At 27.0% G+C, this 15,526-nt stretch carries 18 protein-coding genes; 4 read left to right on the forward strand and 14 right to left on the reverse strand.

The window, feature by feature from the left end; genetic code table 11:
• The first annotated feature begins 72 nt into the window (after positions 1–72).
• Positions 73–1,071, forward strand: coding sequence for an anti-sigma-I factor RsgI family protein (locus tag BR69_RS0119110; protein WP_027634634.1), 999 nt, complete (start codon positions 73–75; stop codon positions 1,069–1,071).
• Positions 1,072–1,104: 33 nt separating this feature from the next.
• Here BR69_RS0119110 and BR69_RS0119115 read toward each other — a convergent pair whose 3' ends face one another.
• Positions 1,105–1,332, reverse strand: coding sequence for a glutaredoxin family protein (locus BR69_RS0119115; protein ID WP_027634635.1), 228 nt, complete (start codon positions 1,330–1,332; stop codon positions 1,105–1,107).
• 533 nt (positions 1,333–1,865) lie between these two features.
• On the opposite strand from BR69_RS0119115, the gene rluF reads away from it, so the two are divergent.
• Complete coding sequence (gene rluF, locus BR69_RS20910; protein ID WP_034850157.1) at positions 1,866–2,684, forward strand: 23S rRNA pseudouridine(2604) synthase RluF; 819 nt, start codon at positions 1,866–1,868, stop codon at positions 2,682–2,684.
• Positions 2,685–2,703: 19 nt separating this feature from the next.
• Here rluF and BR69_RS0119125 read toward each other — a convergent pair whose 3' ends face one another.
• From BR69_RS0119125 to BR69_RS0119135, 3 genes are all read right to left on the reverse strand, one after another.
• Positions 2,704–3,558, reverse strand: coding sequence for a polysaccharide deacetylase family protein (locus BR69_RS0119125; RefSeq protein WP_027634636.1), 855 nt, complete (start codon positions 3,556–3,558; stop codon positions 2,704–2,706).
• 11 nt (positions 3,559–3,569) lie between these two features.
• Entirely contained in the window at positions 3,570–4,475 is a 906-nt protein-coding gene (locus BR69_RS0119130; protein WP_051623701.1) for an alpha/beta hydrolase, read from the reverse strand.
• A gap of 79 nt (positions 4,476–4,554) precedes the next feature.
• Positions 4,555–5,145, reverse strand: coding sequence for a class D sortase (locus BR69_RS0119135; protein WP_027634638.1), 591 nt, complete (start codon positions 5,143–5,145; stop codon positions 4,555–4,557).
• A 681-nt stretch (positions 5,146–5,826) separates the two neighbouring features.
• Here BR69_RS0119135 and ispF point away from each other — a divergent pair.
• Complete coding sequence (gene ispF, locus BR69_RS0119145) at positions 5,827–6,300, forward strand: 2-C-methyl-D-erythritol 2,4-cyclodiphosphate synthase (protein WP_027634640.1); 474 nt, start codon at positions 5,827–5,829, stop codon at positions 6,298–6,300.
• Positions 6,301–6,365: 65 nt separating this feature from the next.
• Here ispF and BR69_RS0119150 read toward each other — a convergent pair whose 3' ends face one another.
• From BR69_RS0119150 to BR69_RS0119185, 8 genes are all read right to left on the reverse strand, one after another.
• Complete coding sequence (locus BR69_RS0119150; protein WP_027634641.1) at positions 6,366–6,749, reverse strand: response regulator; 384 nt, start codon at positions 6,747–6,749, stop codon at positions 6,366–6,368.
• A gap of 152 nt (positions 6,750–6,901) precedes the next feature.
• On the reverse strand, positions 6,902–7,924 hold the full coding sequence (locus BR69_RS20915) for a sensor histidine kinase (protein ID WP_051623702.1): 1,023 nt from the start codon (positions 7,922–7,924) through the stop codon (positions 6,902–6,904).
• A gap of 153 nt (positions 7,925–8,077) precedes the next feature.
• Positions 8,078–9,160: an AI-2E family transporter gene (locus BR69_RS0119160; RefSeq protein WP_027634642.1), complete on the reverse strand. Its 1,083-nt coding sequence runs from the start codon at positions 9,158–9,160 to the stop codon at positions 8,078–8,080.
• A 229-nt stretch (positions 9,161–9,389) separates the two neighbouring features.
• Complete coding sequence (locus BR69_RS20920; RefSeq protein WP_051623703.1) at positions 9,390–9,884, reverse strand: hypothetical protein; 495 nt, start codon at positions 9,882–9,884, stop codon at positions 9,390–9,392.
• Positions 9,885–9,899: 15 nt separating this feature from the next.
• Positions 9,900–10,184: a hypothetical protein gene (locus tag BR69_RS0119170; protein WP_027634643.1), complete on the reverse strand. Its 285-nt coding sequence runs from the start codon at positions 10,182–10,184 to the stop codon at positions 9,900–9,902.
• A complete protein-coding gene (locus BR69_RS0119175; protein WP_027634644.1) occupies positions 10,160–10,702 on the reverse strand; it encodes an RNA polymerase sigma factor in 543 nt (180 codons plus the stop codon). Before BR69_RS0119175 ends, BR69_RS0119170 begins: the two co-directional genes overlap by 25 nt.
• Before the next feature lie 7 nt (positions 10,703–10,709).
• The gene (locus tag BR69_RS0119180; protein ID WP_027634645.1) at positions 10,710–11,747 is read right to left on the reverse strand and encodes a DUF4097 family beta strand repeat-containing protein; all 1,038 of its coding nucleotides are present in this window, start codon (positions 11,745–11,747) and stop codon (positions 10,710–10,712) included.
• A gap of 483 nt (positions 11,748–12,230) precedes the next feature.
• Positions 12,231–12,506, reverse strand: coding sequence for a cysteine-rich small domain-containing protein (locus BR69_RS0119185; RefSeq protein ID WP_027634646.1), 276 nt, complete (start codon positions 12,504–12,506; stop codon positions 12,231–12,233).
• Between the two features lie 227 nt (positions 12,507–12,733).
• Between BR69_RS0119185 and BR69_RS0119190 the strand changes: the two genes are divergently transcribed.
• On the forward strand, positions 12,734–13,951 hold the full coding sequence (locus BR69_RS0119190; RefSeq protein ID WP_027634647.1) for an MFS transporter: 1,218 nt from the start codon (positions 12,734–12,736) through the stop codon (positions 13,949–13,951).
• 89 nt (positions 13,952–14,040) lie between these two features.
• Here BR69_RS0119190 and BR69_RS21735 read toward each other — a convergent pair whose 3' ends face one another.
• Positions 14,041–14,556 carry a hypothetical protein gene (locus tag BR69_RS21735; protein WP_150112299.1) on the reverse strand — a complete coding sequence of 172 codons (516 nt, stop codon included), beginning with the start codon at positions 14,554–14,556 and terminating at the stop codon, positions 14,041–14,043.
• 333 nt (positions 14,557–14,889) lie between these two features.
• Positions 14,890–15,516, reverse strand: coding sequence for a cyclase family protein (locus BR69_RS0119195; protein WP_027634648.1), 627 nt, complete (start codon positions 15,514–15,516; stop codon positions 14,890–14,892).
• Between the last annotated feature and the right edge of the window lie 10 nt (positions 15,517–15,526).

Genomic DNA, 15,526 nt, shown 5'->3' on the forward strand with positions numbered 1-15,526 from the left:
TATCCACTCTTGATTTAAATCCCAGTACCCTTTAACATTAAAGTATATGTATGTAATGGAGGTGATTATGTTATGAAGATTTTATCACTATATGAAAATAAGTATAGCTTTTCTTATAAGAACAAAATTCACGTACTAAGTAAGGATATAGATGAAATTCGAAAGAAGGAAGTGTACTTTTTTCATAAAGAACTTAAAGTCTATGGTTTTAATATAAAAGATTTATCTGTAGATAAACCTAATCTTACCACAAGAAATGAACTGCTAAACATAGCATTTTTTATAAAAAATAATGAGAGTATTTTAAGCTTTCTAGAAAGCAAAAGGACTCTCCCTATAAAAAAATTATCCTTTGAGACTGGTCAGACCCCACTATTCATTAATAAATGGCAAGGATATATAACTGCATATCTTATAATAATTAATAATAAAAGATATCATAATATGAGAAACTACTTAAATACTAATGAATATGAAGACGTTACTGAGGATGTTAATTATGAAATGAAGGAAAATAATATAACTGGATTAAATTTAATGGTTAATAAAAATAACTCTTGTTTTATATTAACCTCCTATGGATTATTTTTAAATATACTTCCTCATACATCCTGTGAAGTTGGGGAGATAATAACAGGTAAGAAAGGTAGAAGCCTTAAACATATAATAAAGTTAGGCATAATAGTATCAATAGTATTATTAATAGCCTATGGAGTTTATAACTTTACATATAAGAGCTCTAATACTACCATAGTAATCGACATAGGGACAACCATTACTATGGATGTAAATAAACTTAATAAAATTATAAATGTTGATACTAGTTCTTCAAAAGGTAGAAAGCTAATTAATAGTCTTTCATTAAAAAATTCTAATTTAGATGAAGGATTATCTTCTCTTATTAATTCTTCTATACAAAATAAAGTTATAAATGATGATAAAAAGGTGTCAATGTTTATTACTAAAAACCCATTGAATTTTGATTCTCTACCAAAAACTAAAGAGGTAATCATAAATAATAAATTAAATCCTAGTATAAATAATAATGGAAAAGATTTTTTTGTAAAATAAAAAGGTAGGACTCCCTACCTTTTTACTAATTTTCTATTTAAGTAATGCTTCTACTTTTTCTTTATCGAAGCCAACAACTACTTCTTCGTCTATCTTTATTACTGGAACACTCATAATCTTCATTGCCATTAATTCTTTTCTATATGCAGTATTCTCATTTACATTTTTCTCTTCATAAGAAACATTATTAGCCTTAAAATATTCCTTTGCAGTTACACAATGTGGACATGTATTTGATGTATAAATTGTTACGTTTTTCATAGTTTTTTCCTCCTCATATACCCTACTACCGTATATTTTAATTTTATTATACACTTATACATAGGTTGTTGCAATATCTTTTTTTTATTCATAATAATTATTATTTAGATTTATTTACTATTAGCTCCTATAACAACCACAGTTCTCATTAATTCTAAGTATATTAAAAATTACTTTTATCTTATAATATTGATTTTAAATTAACTTATTGTGTTATCTAGTTCAAGTTATTAAAATACCTAAACTTCTATTAGGCATTGTATATCCTGTAATTTAAAAATAAAACCTTCTCTTCTTTTAACACTTAACTGCTTACCCATATTAAATTAGGTGTCTTAAAGTTATAGTTATGGTAAACTCTTATAAGGAAAGTATTTTAATATTTTAAATAGGTTATTCTGTAATTAAAGATTATACTTCCTATGTTAATATATAATATATTATATAAATTTTAAAATTATAGGTTTTTAAAAATACTTTCTTAAATCTATAATTTCTTATTTATAATTAAATTCTTAGAAAGGTGTACTCCAATGAATAGGTATAAAAATAATAAATATAAAAAAAATGATACTGATAAACCTAAAGAAAAACTAATAGTTCATAATGACTCAAAGGATTCTGTAAGGTTAAACAAGTTTATAAGTGATAGTGGAATCTGCTCAAGACGTGAAGCTGATAAACTCATTGAAAATGGAAAAGTAACTCTAAATGGCTCTATTGCTTCAACTGGTATGAAAGTAAGTAAAGATGATGTTGTTAAAGTTAATGGCAAATTGATTTCTAAAGACAATGATCTTATATATATAGCTTTAAACAAACCTGTAGGAATAACCTGCACTACAGAGGAACATATTAAAGGAAATATTGTAGATTTTATATCTCATAAAAAAAGAATTTTCCCTATAGGAAGATTAGATAAGGATTCCCAAGGCTTAATACTCTTAACTAATGATGGAGATATAGTTAATAAAATTCTTAGAGCTGGAAATAATCATGAAAAAGAATATATAGTAACCGTTAATAAACCCATAACTGAAGATTTTATTAAGAAAATGAGAAATGGAATTCCCATATTAGATACTGTAACTAAGAAGTGCTTTGTACAAAAGGAAAGTAAATATGTTTTTAGGATAATCTTAACCCAAGGGCTAAATAGACAAATAAGAAGAATGTGTGAATATCTTGGCTATGATGTAAAAAAACTAGAACGTATACGAATAATGAATATCTCCTTAGAAAACCTAAAAATTGGTTCCTGGAGATATCTCTCTAAAGCTGAACTCCTTGAAATAAATAAACTTATAAGCTCCTCATCTAAAACAATAGATTCTATGAATATATTAAAATAAGTGGTGGATAATCCACCACTTATTTATAATTAGGGTTATTAAGTCTTTCTTTAAATACATCCATATTAGCATTACCATTTACATATACCCTTTTTATCTTAAATAAATCATTTTTTCCATTTCCCCAGCCTTTATCTGTAGTAAATCCAAGGGTGTATCCTAACGCTTTACTATCCTTTAATACATCATTATTATATGTTCCAAAAGGATAAGCTATAGATGTAACCTGTTTTTTTATTATGTCCTCTAAAGACTTCTTTGAATCCTCTAGAGTCTTTTTTCTCTTTTCTTTAGATATTTCTATTAAATTATCATGGTTTACTGTATGACTACCTATTTCTATTCCATTCTCACTCATCTCTTTTATTTCTTTAGACTTTAAATAAAGATGGTGGTTATCAACCATTGATGTTATAACAAATATAGTAGCATTAAAACCATACTCTCTTAATACTGGATAAGCATTCTCATAATTATCTCCCCATCCGTCATCAAAAGTTATTGCTACAGACTTTTCTGGAACCTCTTTATTATCTCTTATATATTCTTGAAGCTGAGTTAATGTTAAAGTTTTATAATTATTATCTTTTAAATATTTCATCTGCTCTCTAAACATTTCTTTAGATACTATAAGTTCATCCTTTTTAGGATTATCATATATAGAATGATAGTAAAGCACTGGGACTCCTATGGAATTATCTTTTAGCTTTACTTCTTCCTTAGGTTCCTCTTTCTCTTTTATAATTTCTTTTTTTTCCTCTTCCTTAGCTACATTTACTGTATTATTAACTCTTTCCTTCCACTGAAATCCTAAAAATCCTATAACACCTATTATTATAATAAGGCCTATATATATTATATTTTTTCTCCTCAAATCTTCTCCTCCTAACCTTTCTTTAAGACCTCTTCTACAAAAAGCATAACCTCTTTTTCGTATCTTTCCTTATCCACTTCTATTGCTCTTGCATGAGCTGCTCCTTCTGCTATATAAAGTCTTTTAATCCCCTTTGACTTAGCATTATACATAGAGATGCTCATATCCCAAGGTACAAAATAATCCTTGTTTCCATGTATAAACATTACCGGAATAGTAGATTTCTTTACAGATTCTATTGGTTTTACCCATTGATAATAAAATTTTGCTTTAATTTTAGTTAATAGATTACTTAGGTGTAAAAGTGGATATAATATTATATTATAATCCTCTTTAATTTTCCTTGATAAAAGTTCTGTAAGATCAGAAAAAGCACAGTCTGCTATTATAAATTTAACATACTTATTTATCTCTAAATATTGTAATGTTGTAGCCGCTCCCATAGATTCCCCGTGCAATCCTATTATAGAATCCTTCCCTTTTTTATCTATTACCCAATTTACCCATAAGTCTAAATCTTTCTTCTCTAAATATCCATAGGTTGAATATTTTCCTTGACTTTGTCCATGCCTTCTATGGTCATATAGTAATATATTCCATCCCCTTTTCTCAAATATTTTTATATACTTTAATGACCATATTAGTCCTACAGTAATTCCATGACAAAATATAATAGTATTCTTTGATCCCTTATCTATAAAGATTCCTCTTAATTTTAATCCATCGTGAGATGTTAGGGTAACTTCTTCTTTATGTAAATTATCATAGTATTCTTTATCAACTAACTTTCTATTAACTTGGTCTTCTAGCATTGATTCTTCATCAGCTACTTTTCTCGTAATAATTTGATTAAAGTAATAAGCTGTTAAAAAGTATATTCCTAAAATAACTAACACTATTATTGAAATATAAATCATATATACTCTCCTTACACTTTATGGTAATTATTAACATTATCCACATCTACCTGTTGATAAGTTCCATATTCTGTAAATATTATTCTTTAACTAAAGTTCCTTTTACTATTAACCTTCTTTTACTATCCGTTGTACAAGTCACTAAAGTTATTGTTGCATCTTCTGTTTTATCAAGGACATGTATATCCTCTGGGTTTACTACAAAGCTTTTATCTACCTTATACTTAAATTCTCCCTTTTCTGCCCTAACTAATATTTCATCACCATTTTCAAGCTTGTCTACATCTCTAAAGAACTCGTTATACACATAATTTCTATGGCCTGCAACTGAGAAATTCCCATTCTCTCCTGGGAAAGCTGTATTTTCAAAATGTCCTAAATAATAATTTAAAACTTTTTCTTCTGTCCCTGACCCTATTGCTGCCTTCATATTAATCTTAGGAATTATCATTATCCCTAAAGCCTCAACTTTATCATCATCGCCCTTTCCTTCTGGACTCTTTTCTTTTTCCCCATTTTCACTTTTATTCTCTAAGTTCTTTAAAGCACTTTCAAACTTTTCTCTCATATCCTTTTCCTTTTTGAAAGAATCATATTTTAAATATCCTGTTATACCAATAATAATTACTCCTATTAAAATTAAAATCCCGCCTAATGTTTTTTTATTCATGAATTCCCCTCCTTTTACTAATTTAATAACTAAACTTAATATTACTCTAAAATTCATTAACAATTATACTATAGTATAGTATAATAATTAATAACAACATTGAAAGGTGGTTCTTAAATGAAGAATAAAGTCATTTATGTGGATTTTTCCTCTAAGAAAAAAAAGAACCAAAAGATTAAATCATATACTAGGCTATATTATAAATTAAGAAATTATATATATTATCCATTTAAAAAACTAAAGTCCATATTTTTTAAACCCTCTAAAAACCCTAGTAATAAAACTAAAGAGAACTTTTACCGCAATAATTTTTTCAATATTTAAACTATTTCTCCAATTTAACAATATTCAATTCTATATTGTATGTTTTTTAGCAAAAGCTTATTAAGCTTTTGTCTTATTTTTGTTGCCACATACTTATTTTTTAATCCTCTACCTTTAATACTAAAAATATAAGTTATAAACTTCATAACTTCCTTTACTAAACTCTCTAGGATAAAAACTTGTTAGTAAATAAATTCACCTTTGTTTTATTCTATTATACAATAAGTCCTATTATTTTTTATACCTCATTATACTTAAAGTTTTGTTTATATATTTTTATAAAATTCTAAGCTTATGTTATAATCTCTTTAAAGATTCATTATATTTAAAGTAAAAATTTTAGGAGGTACATAAAATATGAGAGTTGGAATGGGATATGATGTACATAAACTAACTACTAATCGCGACTTAATTATAGGTGGAGTAAAAATTCCTTATGAAAAAGGCCTTCTTGGTCATTCAGATGCTGATGTATTAACCCATGCTATAATGGATTCTCTTCTCGGTGCTTGTGCCTTAGGAGATATAGGAACTCATTTTCCAGATACAGATTCTAGATTTAAAGGTGCTTCTAGCTTAGATCTTTTAGTCCATGTTAATGAGCTTATAAAAAAAGCAGGATATCTTATCTCAAACATTGATGCTACAATAATCGCACAAAAACCTAAGATGGCACCACATATACCTTCTATGAAGGAAATCTTATGTAAAATACTAAATATAGACTTAAATCAGCTTAACATAAAAGCTACAACAGAAGAGGGTCTTGGTTTTACTGGAACTGGTGAAGGTATTTCTTCTCAGTCTATTTGTTTATTAATAAAAAAATAATTCTACCTTCTATGAAAATAAAAGCTTTAACACTAAATTCATTACAAAATTAGTGTTAAAGCTTTTTAAACATAATTTATATTTAGCATATCGCAAAGTTTTTCTAATAAAAATTCTGGATCAAAAGGTTTATATAAATATAAATCTACCCCTGTATTTTTCTTATGATTATCACCGCAAATCTCTTCCCTTGTAGTCAATAAAACTACTTTAATTCTTTTTAACTTAATATGTGTCTTTAATACCTCATGAATTCTAGTATATTCTACCCTCCTATCCCCTCCATGTATAAATACTATGTCAGGAACCTCAGTATTTATAATTTGAATTGACTTCTCTACATCTTCCTCTTCTATTATATTAATTTCCTCTTCCTCAATATCTTCAAGAATACTTATTAGCAGTTTTTTTAAATTTTTATTACTCTCTATTAAAAGTATTTTTTTCATATTCCCACCCTTTTTCTTGATAAACCAAGTTTCAACCCCAAACCTTACCCAATTCTCACTGTATTCTAGTTTCCTTCTTCATAGCCTGTTTGTACCCTAAAAATAATATGTTATTAAACTTTAAACATAAATTCTATATATCATCAAACCTTCTAAAAACATGACTTACATGGAATAGTAAATGTAAACCTACTTCCAGTATTCTCCTCAGACTCCACCCAAATGGCTCCTCCATGACTTTCTACTATCGATTTTGAAATAGCTAGTCCAAGTCCACACCCTTCATTATAACTAATTCCATCATTATTCCCTTGATAAAACTTATTAAATAATAGAGGTATTTCCTCACTCTTCATTCCTCTTCCTGTATCTTCTACAGAAATAATTATATTATCCCTATGTGCTCTAGCTTTACATATAACTTTTCCAACCTTTGTGAATTTAACTCCATTATGTACTAAATTAATCATTAACTGAATTAATTTATCTTTATCTCCTATTATATTAGGAAGTTCCCCTTCTATCTCTTCTATAATCTCTATATTTTTCTCCATAGCTACTTTATAGCAAGTGATTATAGATCTATTTATTACTTCTTCCATAGAAACTTCTTCTTTTTTATATGTTACTTCTCCTCTTTCAATTTTAGTTAGAGAAAATAAGGAGTTCATCATTGATGTCAACTTCTCTCCCTCTTCTATTACTATATCTATCTTTTCTAAAATTTTTTTCATTTCATTTTCTATTGTAATTAACCTTTTATCCTCATTCTCTTTTTTTAACTCATTAATCTCATATAATACTGTTTTATTTAATTTCTTTTTAATTATTTTAGAAAATCCAAGTATACATGTTAATGGTGTTCTAAACTCATGAGAAATTATAGGCAAATAATTTTTTTCATCTTCTTCTTTTTTTAAAGTTATATTTTTACCTTCCCTTACTTCTTTTCTTTCTTTTTCCTTATAAAACTCTAATTTTTTCTCTAAATCTTTTATTTTTTTATAATAAGTACTTTCTCTATAACTCTTAAGAATATATATTCCCATAATTATTCCTGTAAAAATTATTTTAATATATACGCTTTTTAAAAATATCCCTAGTAATAAAACCATAAAAAATATTATGATTTTAAAAATAATCTTATAATTATTTTCCAAATAATCTGTAATCATTACTCCCCACCTCTTATACCCCATAATTACTTTTACATATTTATCATATAAGTTTATTATATTACATTAAAACTAATCATTGTATATAATTTCTTATTAAAAAACAAAAACAGTCTAATATTTTATAATATTAGACTGTTTGCAATATATCCACTACTCTATAGATTTATTTAAAAGCTTATCTAGGTAAATTTTCACCACTGCCATTATAGGCACTGCTAAAATCATTCCTAAAACCCCATATAGTCCTCCACCAATGGTTACTGCTAGTATTATAAGAAAAGGACTTAATCCTACTTTTCCACCTATAAGCTTTGGATCCAAATACCATCCATCAAACTGCTGAAGAAGGAATAAAAATACAAGAACTAACAAGGCTTTAAATGGACTTATAAATATATTTATTATAAAGGCCACACTCATACCTATAAATGGTCCAAAGTATGGAATCATATTAGTAATACCAACTACTAATGCTAGTACTAAAACATATGGTGAACCTAATATTGATAATCCAATAAAGGCTATAATTCCTATAATCATTGAATCTATAGCTTTTATACCTATATATACTCCTATCATTCTATCTAGATTAGAAACTAACTTTATTATGTTATTCCCATTTTTTTCTTTAAATATAAAGATAGTGATTTTCTTTATTGCTTTTATAAACCTTTCCTTATCCGCAAGCACATATATAGATATTATAAATCCAAAAACCCATTTTATGATGATATTTGTAAAAGACAAAATTCTTTCCATAAAAGTATTTAATATATTTATAACTATGGTAGTTCCCTTGGAAGTAATAAAGCTTGTATCAAAATTTAGGTACTGCTTTATATTTTGTACATCCTCATGCTTTAATATATTATCTACCCAGCCTTGGAAATCTGTCATAAACTGTGGTGCATTCTTTATCATATCTAAAATACTTGTAACTAATTCTGGTATAAAATATATGGCTAATAATATTATTAAACCTATTATCATTGTATAAGTTAATATCAAACTATATATCCTTTTAAGTTTTAAACGCCTTTCGAAAAAACTCATTAAAGGATTTAATATATATGCAATAATAAAGGCATATATAAAAGGAGATACTATTTTAACTACTGACGAAATCTCCTGGAAAAAATAAGAGTAGTTATCTATAAACTTTACTAGCACATATCCTATGACTACTGCTATAATTATGTCTAAATATTTTTCTATGTTATTCCAAAACCTCACCTAATCCACCTCACTCAAAAAAATCTATTACTTCAATTTTCTATTACTATGTACAACTTGTCAATATGATTAATGAAACATATTTAACTAACTTAAAATTCAAATTTTAAAACTAAAGGAATATAATAGATATCTTTATTATATCCACTATATCCCTTAAATAAGCTTAATCCTATAATTCTTTATATCTTTATCATGTTAACTCTTAATTAATGTAAACTGGACTTTTTTATTCCTCATTACTTATATCCCTATTATCATTTTTATTTAAACTAAATATAAGTATTATTACTCCTAAAATTATAAAAAGGATTGGTCCTAAATATCCTCTTATAATTCTTAGCATTCTATAATCCAAAAATTCATGTAATGTCCTGTTTAATAAAGCCACACCTCCTAAGATTATAAAAACTACTCCCAATACTTTAGTTGAATCTGCTTTTATATTTATATTAGAATCTTCTACAAATATAAACTTATCTTCTATAAATTCACCATTTAATATTCTTCTATTTACTTCAAAAGTTTTAAAGAAGCTATAAAACCATAATGGTACGATAACAACCGTAGTAAGATCATTTAACCCTATAAAATCTAATAAATTAATTGAAAGCATAAAAAGTATTAAAATACTTAATCCCATTTTTATTAGTCTGTTATACATAAGCCCAACCCCTGGTATACAAGCAAATATAAAGTTTAAAAATCCATTATTCCTATTCATATATTTTCCTCCTCATCACTTCCATATATTATAGATAAAATTAAATATCATGTCTTTTGAGTTATTCAAGGCACTAATCACTTCCATATTTAAGTTATTGAAAATCATTATGATAATCCCACTTACTAAAAAACTTGCTCCTAAACTTCTATTTGAAATCCAATTAGTTTTATCTTCACTTATACTTGGTTTATTACTTTCTTTTAGCTTATACAATAATTCCTTATTATAATTTTCTTTAACTTCTACAGTCCCCGATATAAAGATAAGATCATCTAAAATATCCTGTTTTCTTTCCATAAAAGCGCCTCCTCTCCCTTAAATTTTTCTTTTAGTATTTTTTTAGCTCTATAAATTCTTCCTTCTATTGTTCTTTCTGTGGTTTCAAGAACCTCTGATATTTCCTTGTAACTAAGCCCCACATAATAATATAATACTAAAGGTGTTTTTAAATCCTTTGATAATTTCTTTATCTCTTGTCTAACATAGGTTTTTAACTCCATGTCCTCTTCTACAGCCTTTTCCTCTATAAAGAAATTAAGTAGCATAGACTTAAAACTCTCCTTCCTTTTGTAACTTAAACATTTATTGATACTTATTCTATACAAGTAGGTAGACAGAGAGCTTTCTTTTCTAAAGGTTTTGATATTTTTATAAACTGCAATAAAAACCTCTTGGGACATGTCCTCTGCTTCATGTACATCTTCAGTGTAAGAGTAACATAGGGATATTATTTTGCTTTTATATAGATTAACAAATTCAATAAAAGCTTCTTCATTGCCTTCCTTTAGACTTTCTATAAAATCATCCTCCAGCATTACTAATTCACTCCTCACACCTTATATAAACACTTCCTTTATCAAGTTCTATATTAATCTTATTTTTTCCCACACCTATAATTTCCTTAATTTTTCCATTTACTGTTTTATCATTAAATCTTATATCTCCTGCCTTTACTTCTCCTGTTAATATAAAATTCTTTTCCTTAGAATTTATCTTTACCTTCCCCCACTTAGAATCTATATTTAAGTTAGAAAATGTATTTATCTTTCCATTTACCTCCCCGTCTTCCCCCTGTAAGTTCAATTTATCTATATATCCTTCTAGGGATATGTTCATATTCTTACTTTTAATTTCAGCATCTTTTATATCCCTTATATATATTTGTCCTGAAGTATTTTCTAATTTTAATTTTTTAATCTTTCTAAAATCAAAATTACAGTAGTCGCCTTTAGCACTTATCTCTGTATCTTCTAAAGGATCTATATTAATAATTCTTCCCCCATTAATGTCCATATTTACCTTAATTCCTTTTGGTACATATAAATCTCCTTTTATACTTTTAGCATTAAATTTCCTAAAGTTTAAATTAAGTTTTCCATTCTCTATATAATAAAAGTTATCTTCATATTCCTTTACTATTTCTTCTACGGTTTCTACCTCTCCATTAAAAGTTAAACTGTCATCATTAGCCCTATATAATTTTATATCTAATGAATTAGAACCTATGTTTATCTCTTTAATTCCTCTTGTATCTATGGTTTTACTTAAGTCTATTTTTTCTGTAAACATCTTAATCTTAAAGCTCTTAATAAAAGTATGCTGGTTTACCACATCCCAATTTTGCATAAGACCTTCTGAAAATCCTGCAATAATTAATATGATTATTATTCCAAAGTTAAATTTTTTTCTTATCTTATGTTTTTTATAATTAATAAGTATTTCTATACCTAAAACTATTAATATAATTGGCCAAAACCAAATAAGCTTTAATCCAACCCCTTGATTATAAATAAAAATAATCCAAATTATTACAAGGAGCATCAATGATATTGCTATAGTTAAACTTCCATTTCTCTTCATCTATTCTTCTCCTCACAGTAAATAAAACTTTATTACCTATATAAATAACTCTCTATAAGTACTTAAGTTCATAGAATAAAACTCTTTTCATTAATTTAGACTCATTATGTATATGAAAACCCACAAACTTTTTTATTATTTTTTAAATTTATTTATTATAAACCTTATGTCATACATTTATCCATAAATTTCATCGTCCTTATCACTAGTTAAAATATAATTTATTTAAGGTAAAAACTATAGGGTTTTAAGTTTTAAAGTTAATTTATCCACCTGGCTAAAGCAAGACAAGTCAATGATATTTTTAATGTATAAGTTAAGGACTTATATTAAAACCCTAGAATTAAATTTCATCTTTACTTACCACCTATTATATTAAACTGCTAAATAATATTATTATATCTGGGCTTTAATGAATAAAGAAACCCTATAGAACAGACTTTTTAAATGTCTAGACTATAGGGTACATTTTTTATTTCTTTTTTATTTCTTTTTCTCCTTAAATATTGCTTCTCTTTTTACATCATTTACTTCCACTATCTTTTTTATTATATAATCATAACCTTTAGGATTATGAGGTATCATGCAGCTCGAGCAATCTTTAACTCCATAGACTACCTTATTATTTCCACCACAGTTTTCTAAAAAATATAAAGGACAGTAACAAAACAAGCAATTAAAGTCTTCCTCATTCTCCACCTTATGACATGGAAAATATTCACACTGTTTATTGCTGAAAAACCTATAATTATTATTCATATTCTCCCCCTAAAAAGCATTGTATTATTTCTTATAAAATATATTTTAATTTAATCATATATAAGAAACCTTTATTACTTATAGTTTAACATATATGAATTATTAATTATCAACTAATTTATATAAAATCTGTTACTACCTTTTTAAAATCTACTATGAATATTTAAATTATATGTTATTAAACTGGTATAATTATCATTGATATAAGAACTTTCAGGGGTGATTTCATGAGATTTATAAAAAATTTAAAGGCCCTTCCTAAGAACGCTAAAATATACTTATTATCAATTTCATTTTTTTATGTATCTATGGGAGCCTTTAGCATGCTTCAAGGAATATATATAAAGGAACTTAATATTGACGAGGGGTTTCTTGGCCTTATATTAAGCTTTAAAACCTTCGCTATTGCTTTTGCCTCAATACCTTGTGCTATGATAGTAAATAAAATTGGTAGAAAAAAAGGGATTCTTCTAACTATGAGTATAGTCCCTCTTCTTACCATACTTCAGGGTATTATTCCTAACAAATATGTAATTTTATTTCTAGCAGTACTTCAAGGGGCTTCCCAAGGATTCTTAATGGTATCAGAAGGTCCCTTCTTAATGGATAATAGTACTTCTAAAAATAGGATTAAACTATTTAGCTACTCTTTTGCTGATAATGTTTTTTCTACTATGTTTGGTTATTTTGTATTTGGTGAACTCTCAAACAGATTGAGTAATAAAGTAGGCCTTTTAATAGCATTAAAATATTCTATAATAGTTTGTGGGTTTCTAGGTCTTATTTCATGTATATTTATTCTTTCTATAAAAAATACAAAAGGCTCTGTTAAAAATCATGATAATTTTTTTAAAGACATCCTTATATTATGCAAGGAACCTTACCCTAGAAAATTTATTATATATAATTTACTAATAGGTTTCGGGGCTGGTCTTGTAGTTCCCTATTTCAATATATATCTTCGTTATAAAGTTCATGCTTCTACTAGTGATATCGGTGTTATAATGTCCTTGGCTCAATGCTCTATGGGACTTGGAGGACTTATTACCCCTTATATGGCTGCAAAATTTGGTAGAATTAAAACTATTTTAATATGCCAAAGTGTTTCTATACCCTTTTTAATGCTAATTGCCCTCCCCCCAAATATTTATATAGTTGCCTGTGCCCTTTTATTTAGAAATGGTCTTATGAATATGGCCGGTCCTGTTATAAACAGTTTATCTATGGAACTCATAGAAGATAGTAAACGTTCAACATACTCTAGCCTAAATAGTATTTCAAATAATCTATCAAGAGCTTTTAGTGCTATGCTAGGTGGATATATTATGAAAAACTTACCCTTCGGTTATGAAATACCTTATTTTATAACTGCCACCATATACCTATTATCCACCATATATTTTTATAAAACTTTTGGCTCAATGGAAAAGACAGTTATAAAATAATATTTAACGTAAAGATAGGTATTTTAACTTTTTAAAGCTAAAATACCTATGGTATTATCTATGAATATCTATTAATTATATTCTACTAATTACATATAACATTTATTCTCTTTGTGACACTTACAGCGTTCTTCTTTCCTGCATTTACAACATTCTTCTTTATGACACTTACAACGCTCTTCCTTATGGCACTTACAGCATTCCTTTTTATGACACTTACAACGTTCTTCCTTGTGACACTTACAGCATTCTTGCTTATGACACTTACAATGTTCTTCCTTGTGACACTTGCAACGCTCTTCTTTATGGCACTTACAATATTCCACATCATAGTACGTATAATATCTTACTTTATAACACTTACAACGTTCTTCTTTATGACACTTACAGCATTCTTGCTTATGACACTTACAACGTTCTTCTTTATGGCACTTACAGCATTCTTGCTTGTGACATTTACATTTTTCTTCTTTATGGCACTTACAATGTTCTTCTTTATGACACTTACAACGTTCTTCCTTACGACACTTGCAACATTCTTGTTTATGGCACTTACAACACTCTACGCTATGATACTTACAACATTTATCACACCAACGCCACATACTAATCACCTCACATATTCTATATAATACATAATATGATTAATAATCTATTTATGTTACTTCATTTATCACATAAATCCATATTTATATAATATCTATGTCATAAAAAGTAAAATTTTCTTATATGTCCTAATTGACCTTATTTTTATAAAACTAAAATATTTATCAATTATAATATAAAAAACTTTCTTAATTTTACTTTTATATAGATAGGTTTCAATTTATCTCTGCATGTAAGTTAAATATAAAAAATTATAAAGTTCATGGATTATTAAAGCAAAACTAAGCTGGAGTAAATCCTCCAGCTTAGTTAAATTCTATAATATACAATTATTATGTCCAAAGTATCACTCTTGCGGGTGCCCCATCTCCACCTTTTATCTTAAGTGGTAATGCTGACATATTATACTCTCCATGCGGAACATCTAATAAATCTACCCCTTCAATTATAACTATATTATTCTTAAGTAATAAAAGATGGACATCATTAAACTCCGAATTTATCCCCTCAATGGATAAGTAGTCTATTCCGACTAACTTAATATTTTTTTCTATTAAATATTCTGCTCCATCCTTAGTTAAACTAACAAAATTTTCTTCATATCTATTTTCTCTAAGAATTTTAGAATTTCTCGTTTTAAATAGTATTCTATCTCCTTCTTCTATATAAAACTTTTCTAAGATTTCTTTGTTTATTTCTTCTGCTTCCAATAAATCTATTACCTTTGCTTCTCCAATTAACTTTTCTATTTCTATAGAATCAATAGTATCTCCATCCTTATAGAAATGCCTTGGAGCATCTATATGGGTTCCCGTATGACTTCCCATAGCTATGGAACTTATATTAAAGCTATCCCCCATGTCTATAGAACAAATATATTCTTTTTCGAATTTTGGATCCCCTGGATATATTATTGTTTCCTCACTTAAATCCAAAGTTACATCGAAAAATTTTTTCATATATTCCTCT

This window comes from Clostridium hydrogeniformans DSM 21757 (assembly GCF_000686705.1).
Taxonomy (GTDB): Bacteria; Bacillota; Clostridia; order Clostridiales; family Clostridiaceae; genus Clostridium_Z; species Clostridium_Z hydrogeniformans.

Excerpts from the sequence above, each read along its gene's own strand:
- BR69_RS0119110 (WP_027634634.1), top strand. The coding sequence starts at position 73 with ATGAAGATTTTATCACTATATGAAAATAAGTATAGCTTTTCTTATAAG.
- BR69_RS0119115 (WP_027634635.1), bottom strand. The coding sequence starts at position 1,332 with ATGAAAAACGTAACAATTTATACATCAAATACATGTCCACATTGTGTA.
- rluF (WP_034850157.1), top strand. The coding sequence starts at position 1,866 with ATGAATAGGTATAAAAATAATAAATATAAAAAAAATGATACTGATAAA.
- BR69_RS0119130 (WP_051623701.1), bottom strand. The coding sequence starts at position 4,475 with ATGATTTATATTTCAATAATAGTGTTAGTTATTTTAGGAATATACTTT.
- BR69_RS0119135 (WP_027634638.1), bottom strand. The coding sequence starts at position 5,145 with ATGAATAAAAAAACATTAGGCGGGATTTTAATTTTAATAGGAGTAATT.
- ispF (WP_027634640.1), top strand. The coding sequence starts at position 5,827 with ATGAGAGTTGGAATGGGATATGATGTACATAAACTAACTACTAATCGC.
- BR69_RS0119150 (WP_027634641.1), bottom strand. The coding sequence starts at position 6,749 with ATGAAAAAAATACTTTTAATAGAGAGTAATAAAAATTTAAAAAAACTG.
- BR69_RS20915 (WP_051623702.1), bottom strand. The coding sequence starts at position 7,924 with ATGATTACAGATTATTTGGAAAATAATTATAAGATTATTTTTAAAATC.
- BR69_RS20920 (WP_051623703.1), bottom strand. The coding sequence starts at position 9,884 with ATGAATAGGAATAATGGATTTTTAAACTTTATATTTGCTTGTATACCA.
- BR69_RS0119170 (WP_027634643.1), bottom strand. The coding sequence starts at position 10,184 with ATGGAAAGAAAACAGGATATTTTAGATGATCTTATCTTTATATCGGGG.
- BR69_RS0119175 (WP_027634644.1), bottom strand. The coding sequence starts at position 10,702 with ATGCTGGAGGATGATTTTATAGAAAGTCTAAAGGAAGGCAATGAAGAA.
- BR69_RS0119180 (WP_027634645.1), bottom strand. The coding sequence starts at position 11,747 with ATGAAGAGAAATGGAAGTTTAACTATAGCAATATCATTGATGCTCCTT.
- BR69_RS0119185 (WP_027634646.1), bottom strand. The coding sequence starts at position 12,506 with ATGAATAATAATTATAGGTTTTTCAGCAATAAACAGTGTGAATATTTT.
- BR69_RS0119190 (WP_027634647.1), top strand. The coding sequence starts at position 12,734 with ATGAGATTTATAAAAAATTTAAAGGCCCTTCCTAAGAACGCTAAAATA.
- BR69_RS21735 (WP_150112299.1), bottom strand. The coding sequence starts at position 14,556 with ATGTGGCGTTGGTGTGATAAATGTTGTAAGTATCATAGCGTAGAGTGT.
- BR69_RS0119195 (WP_027634648.1), bottom strand. The coding sequence starts at position 15,516 with ATGAAAAAATTTTTCGATGTAACTTTGGATTTAAGTGAGGAAACAATA.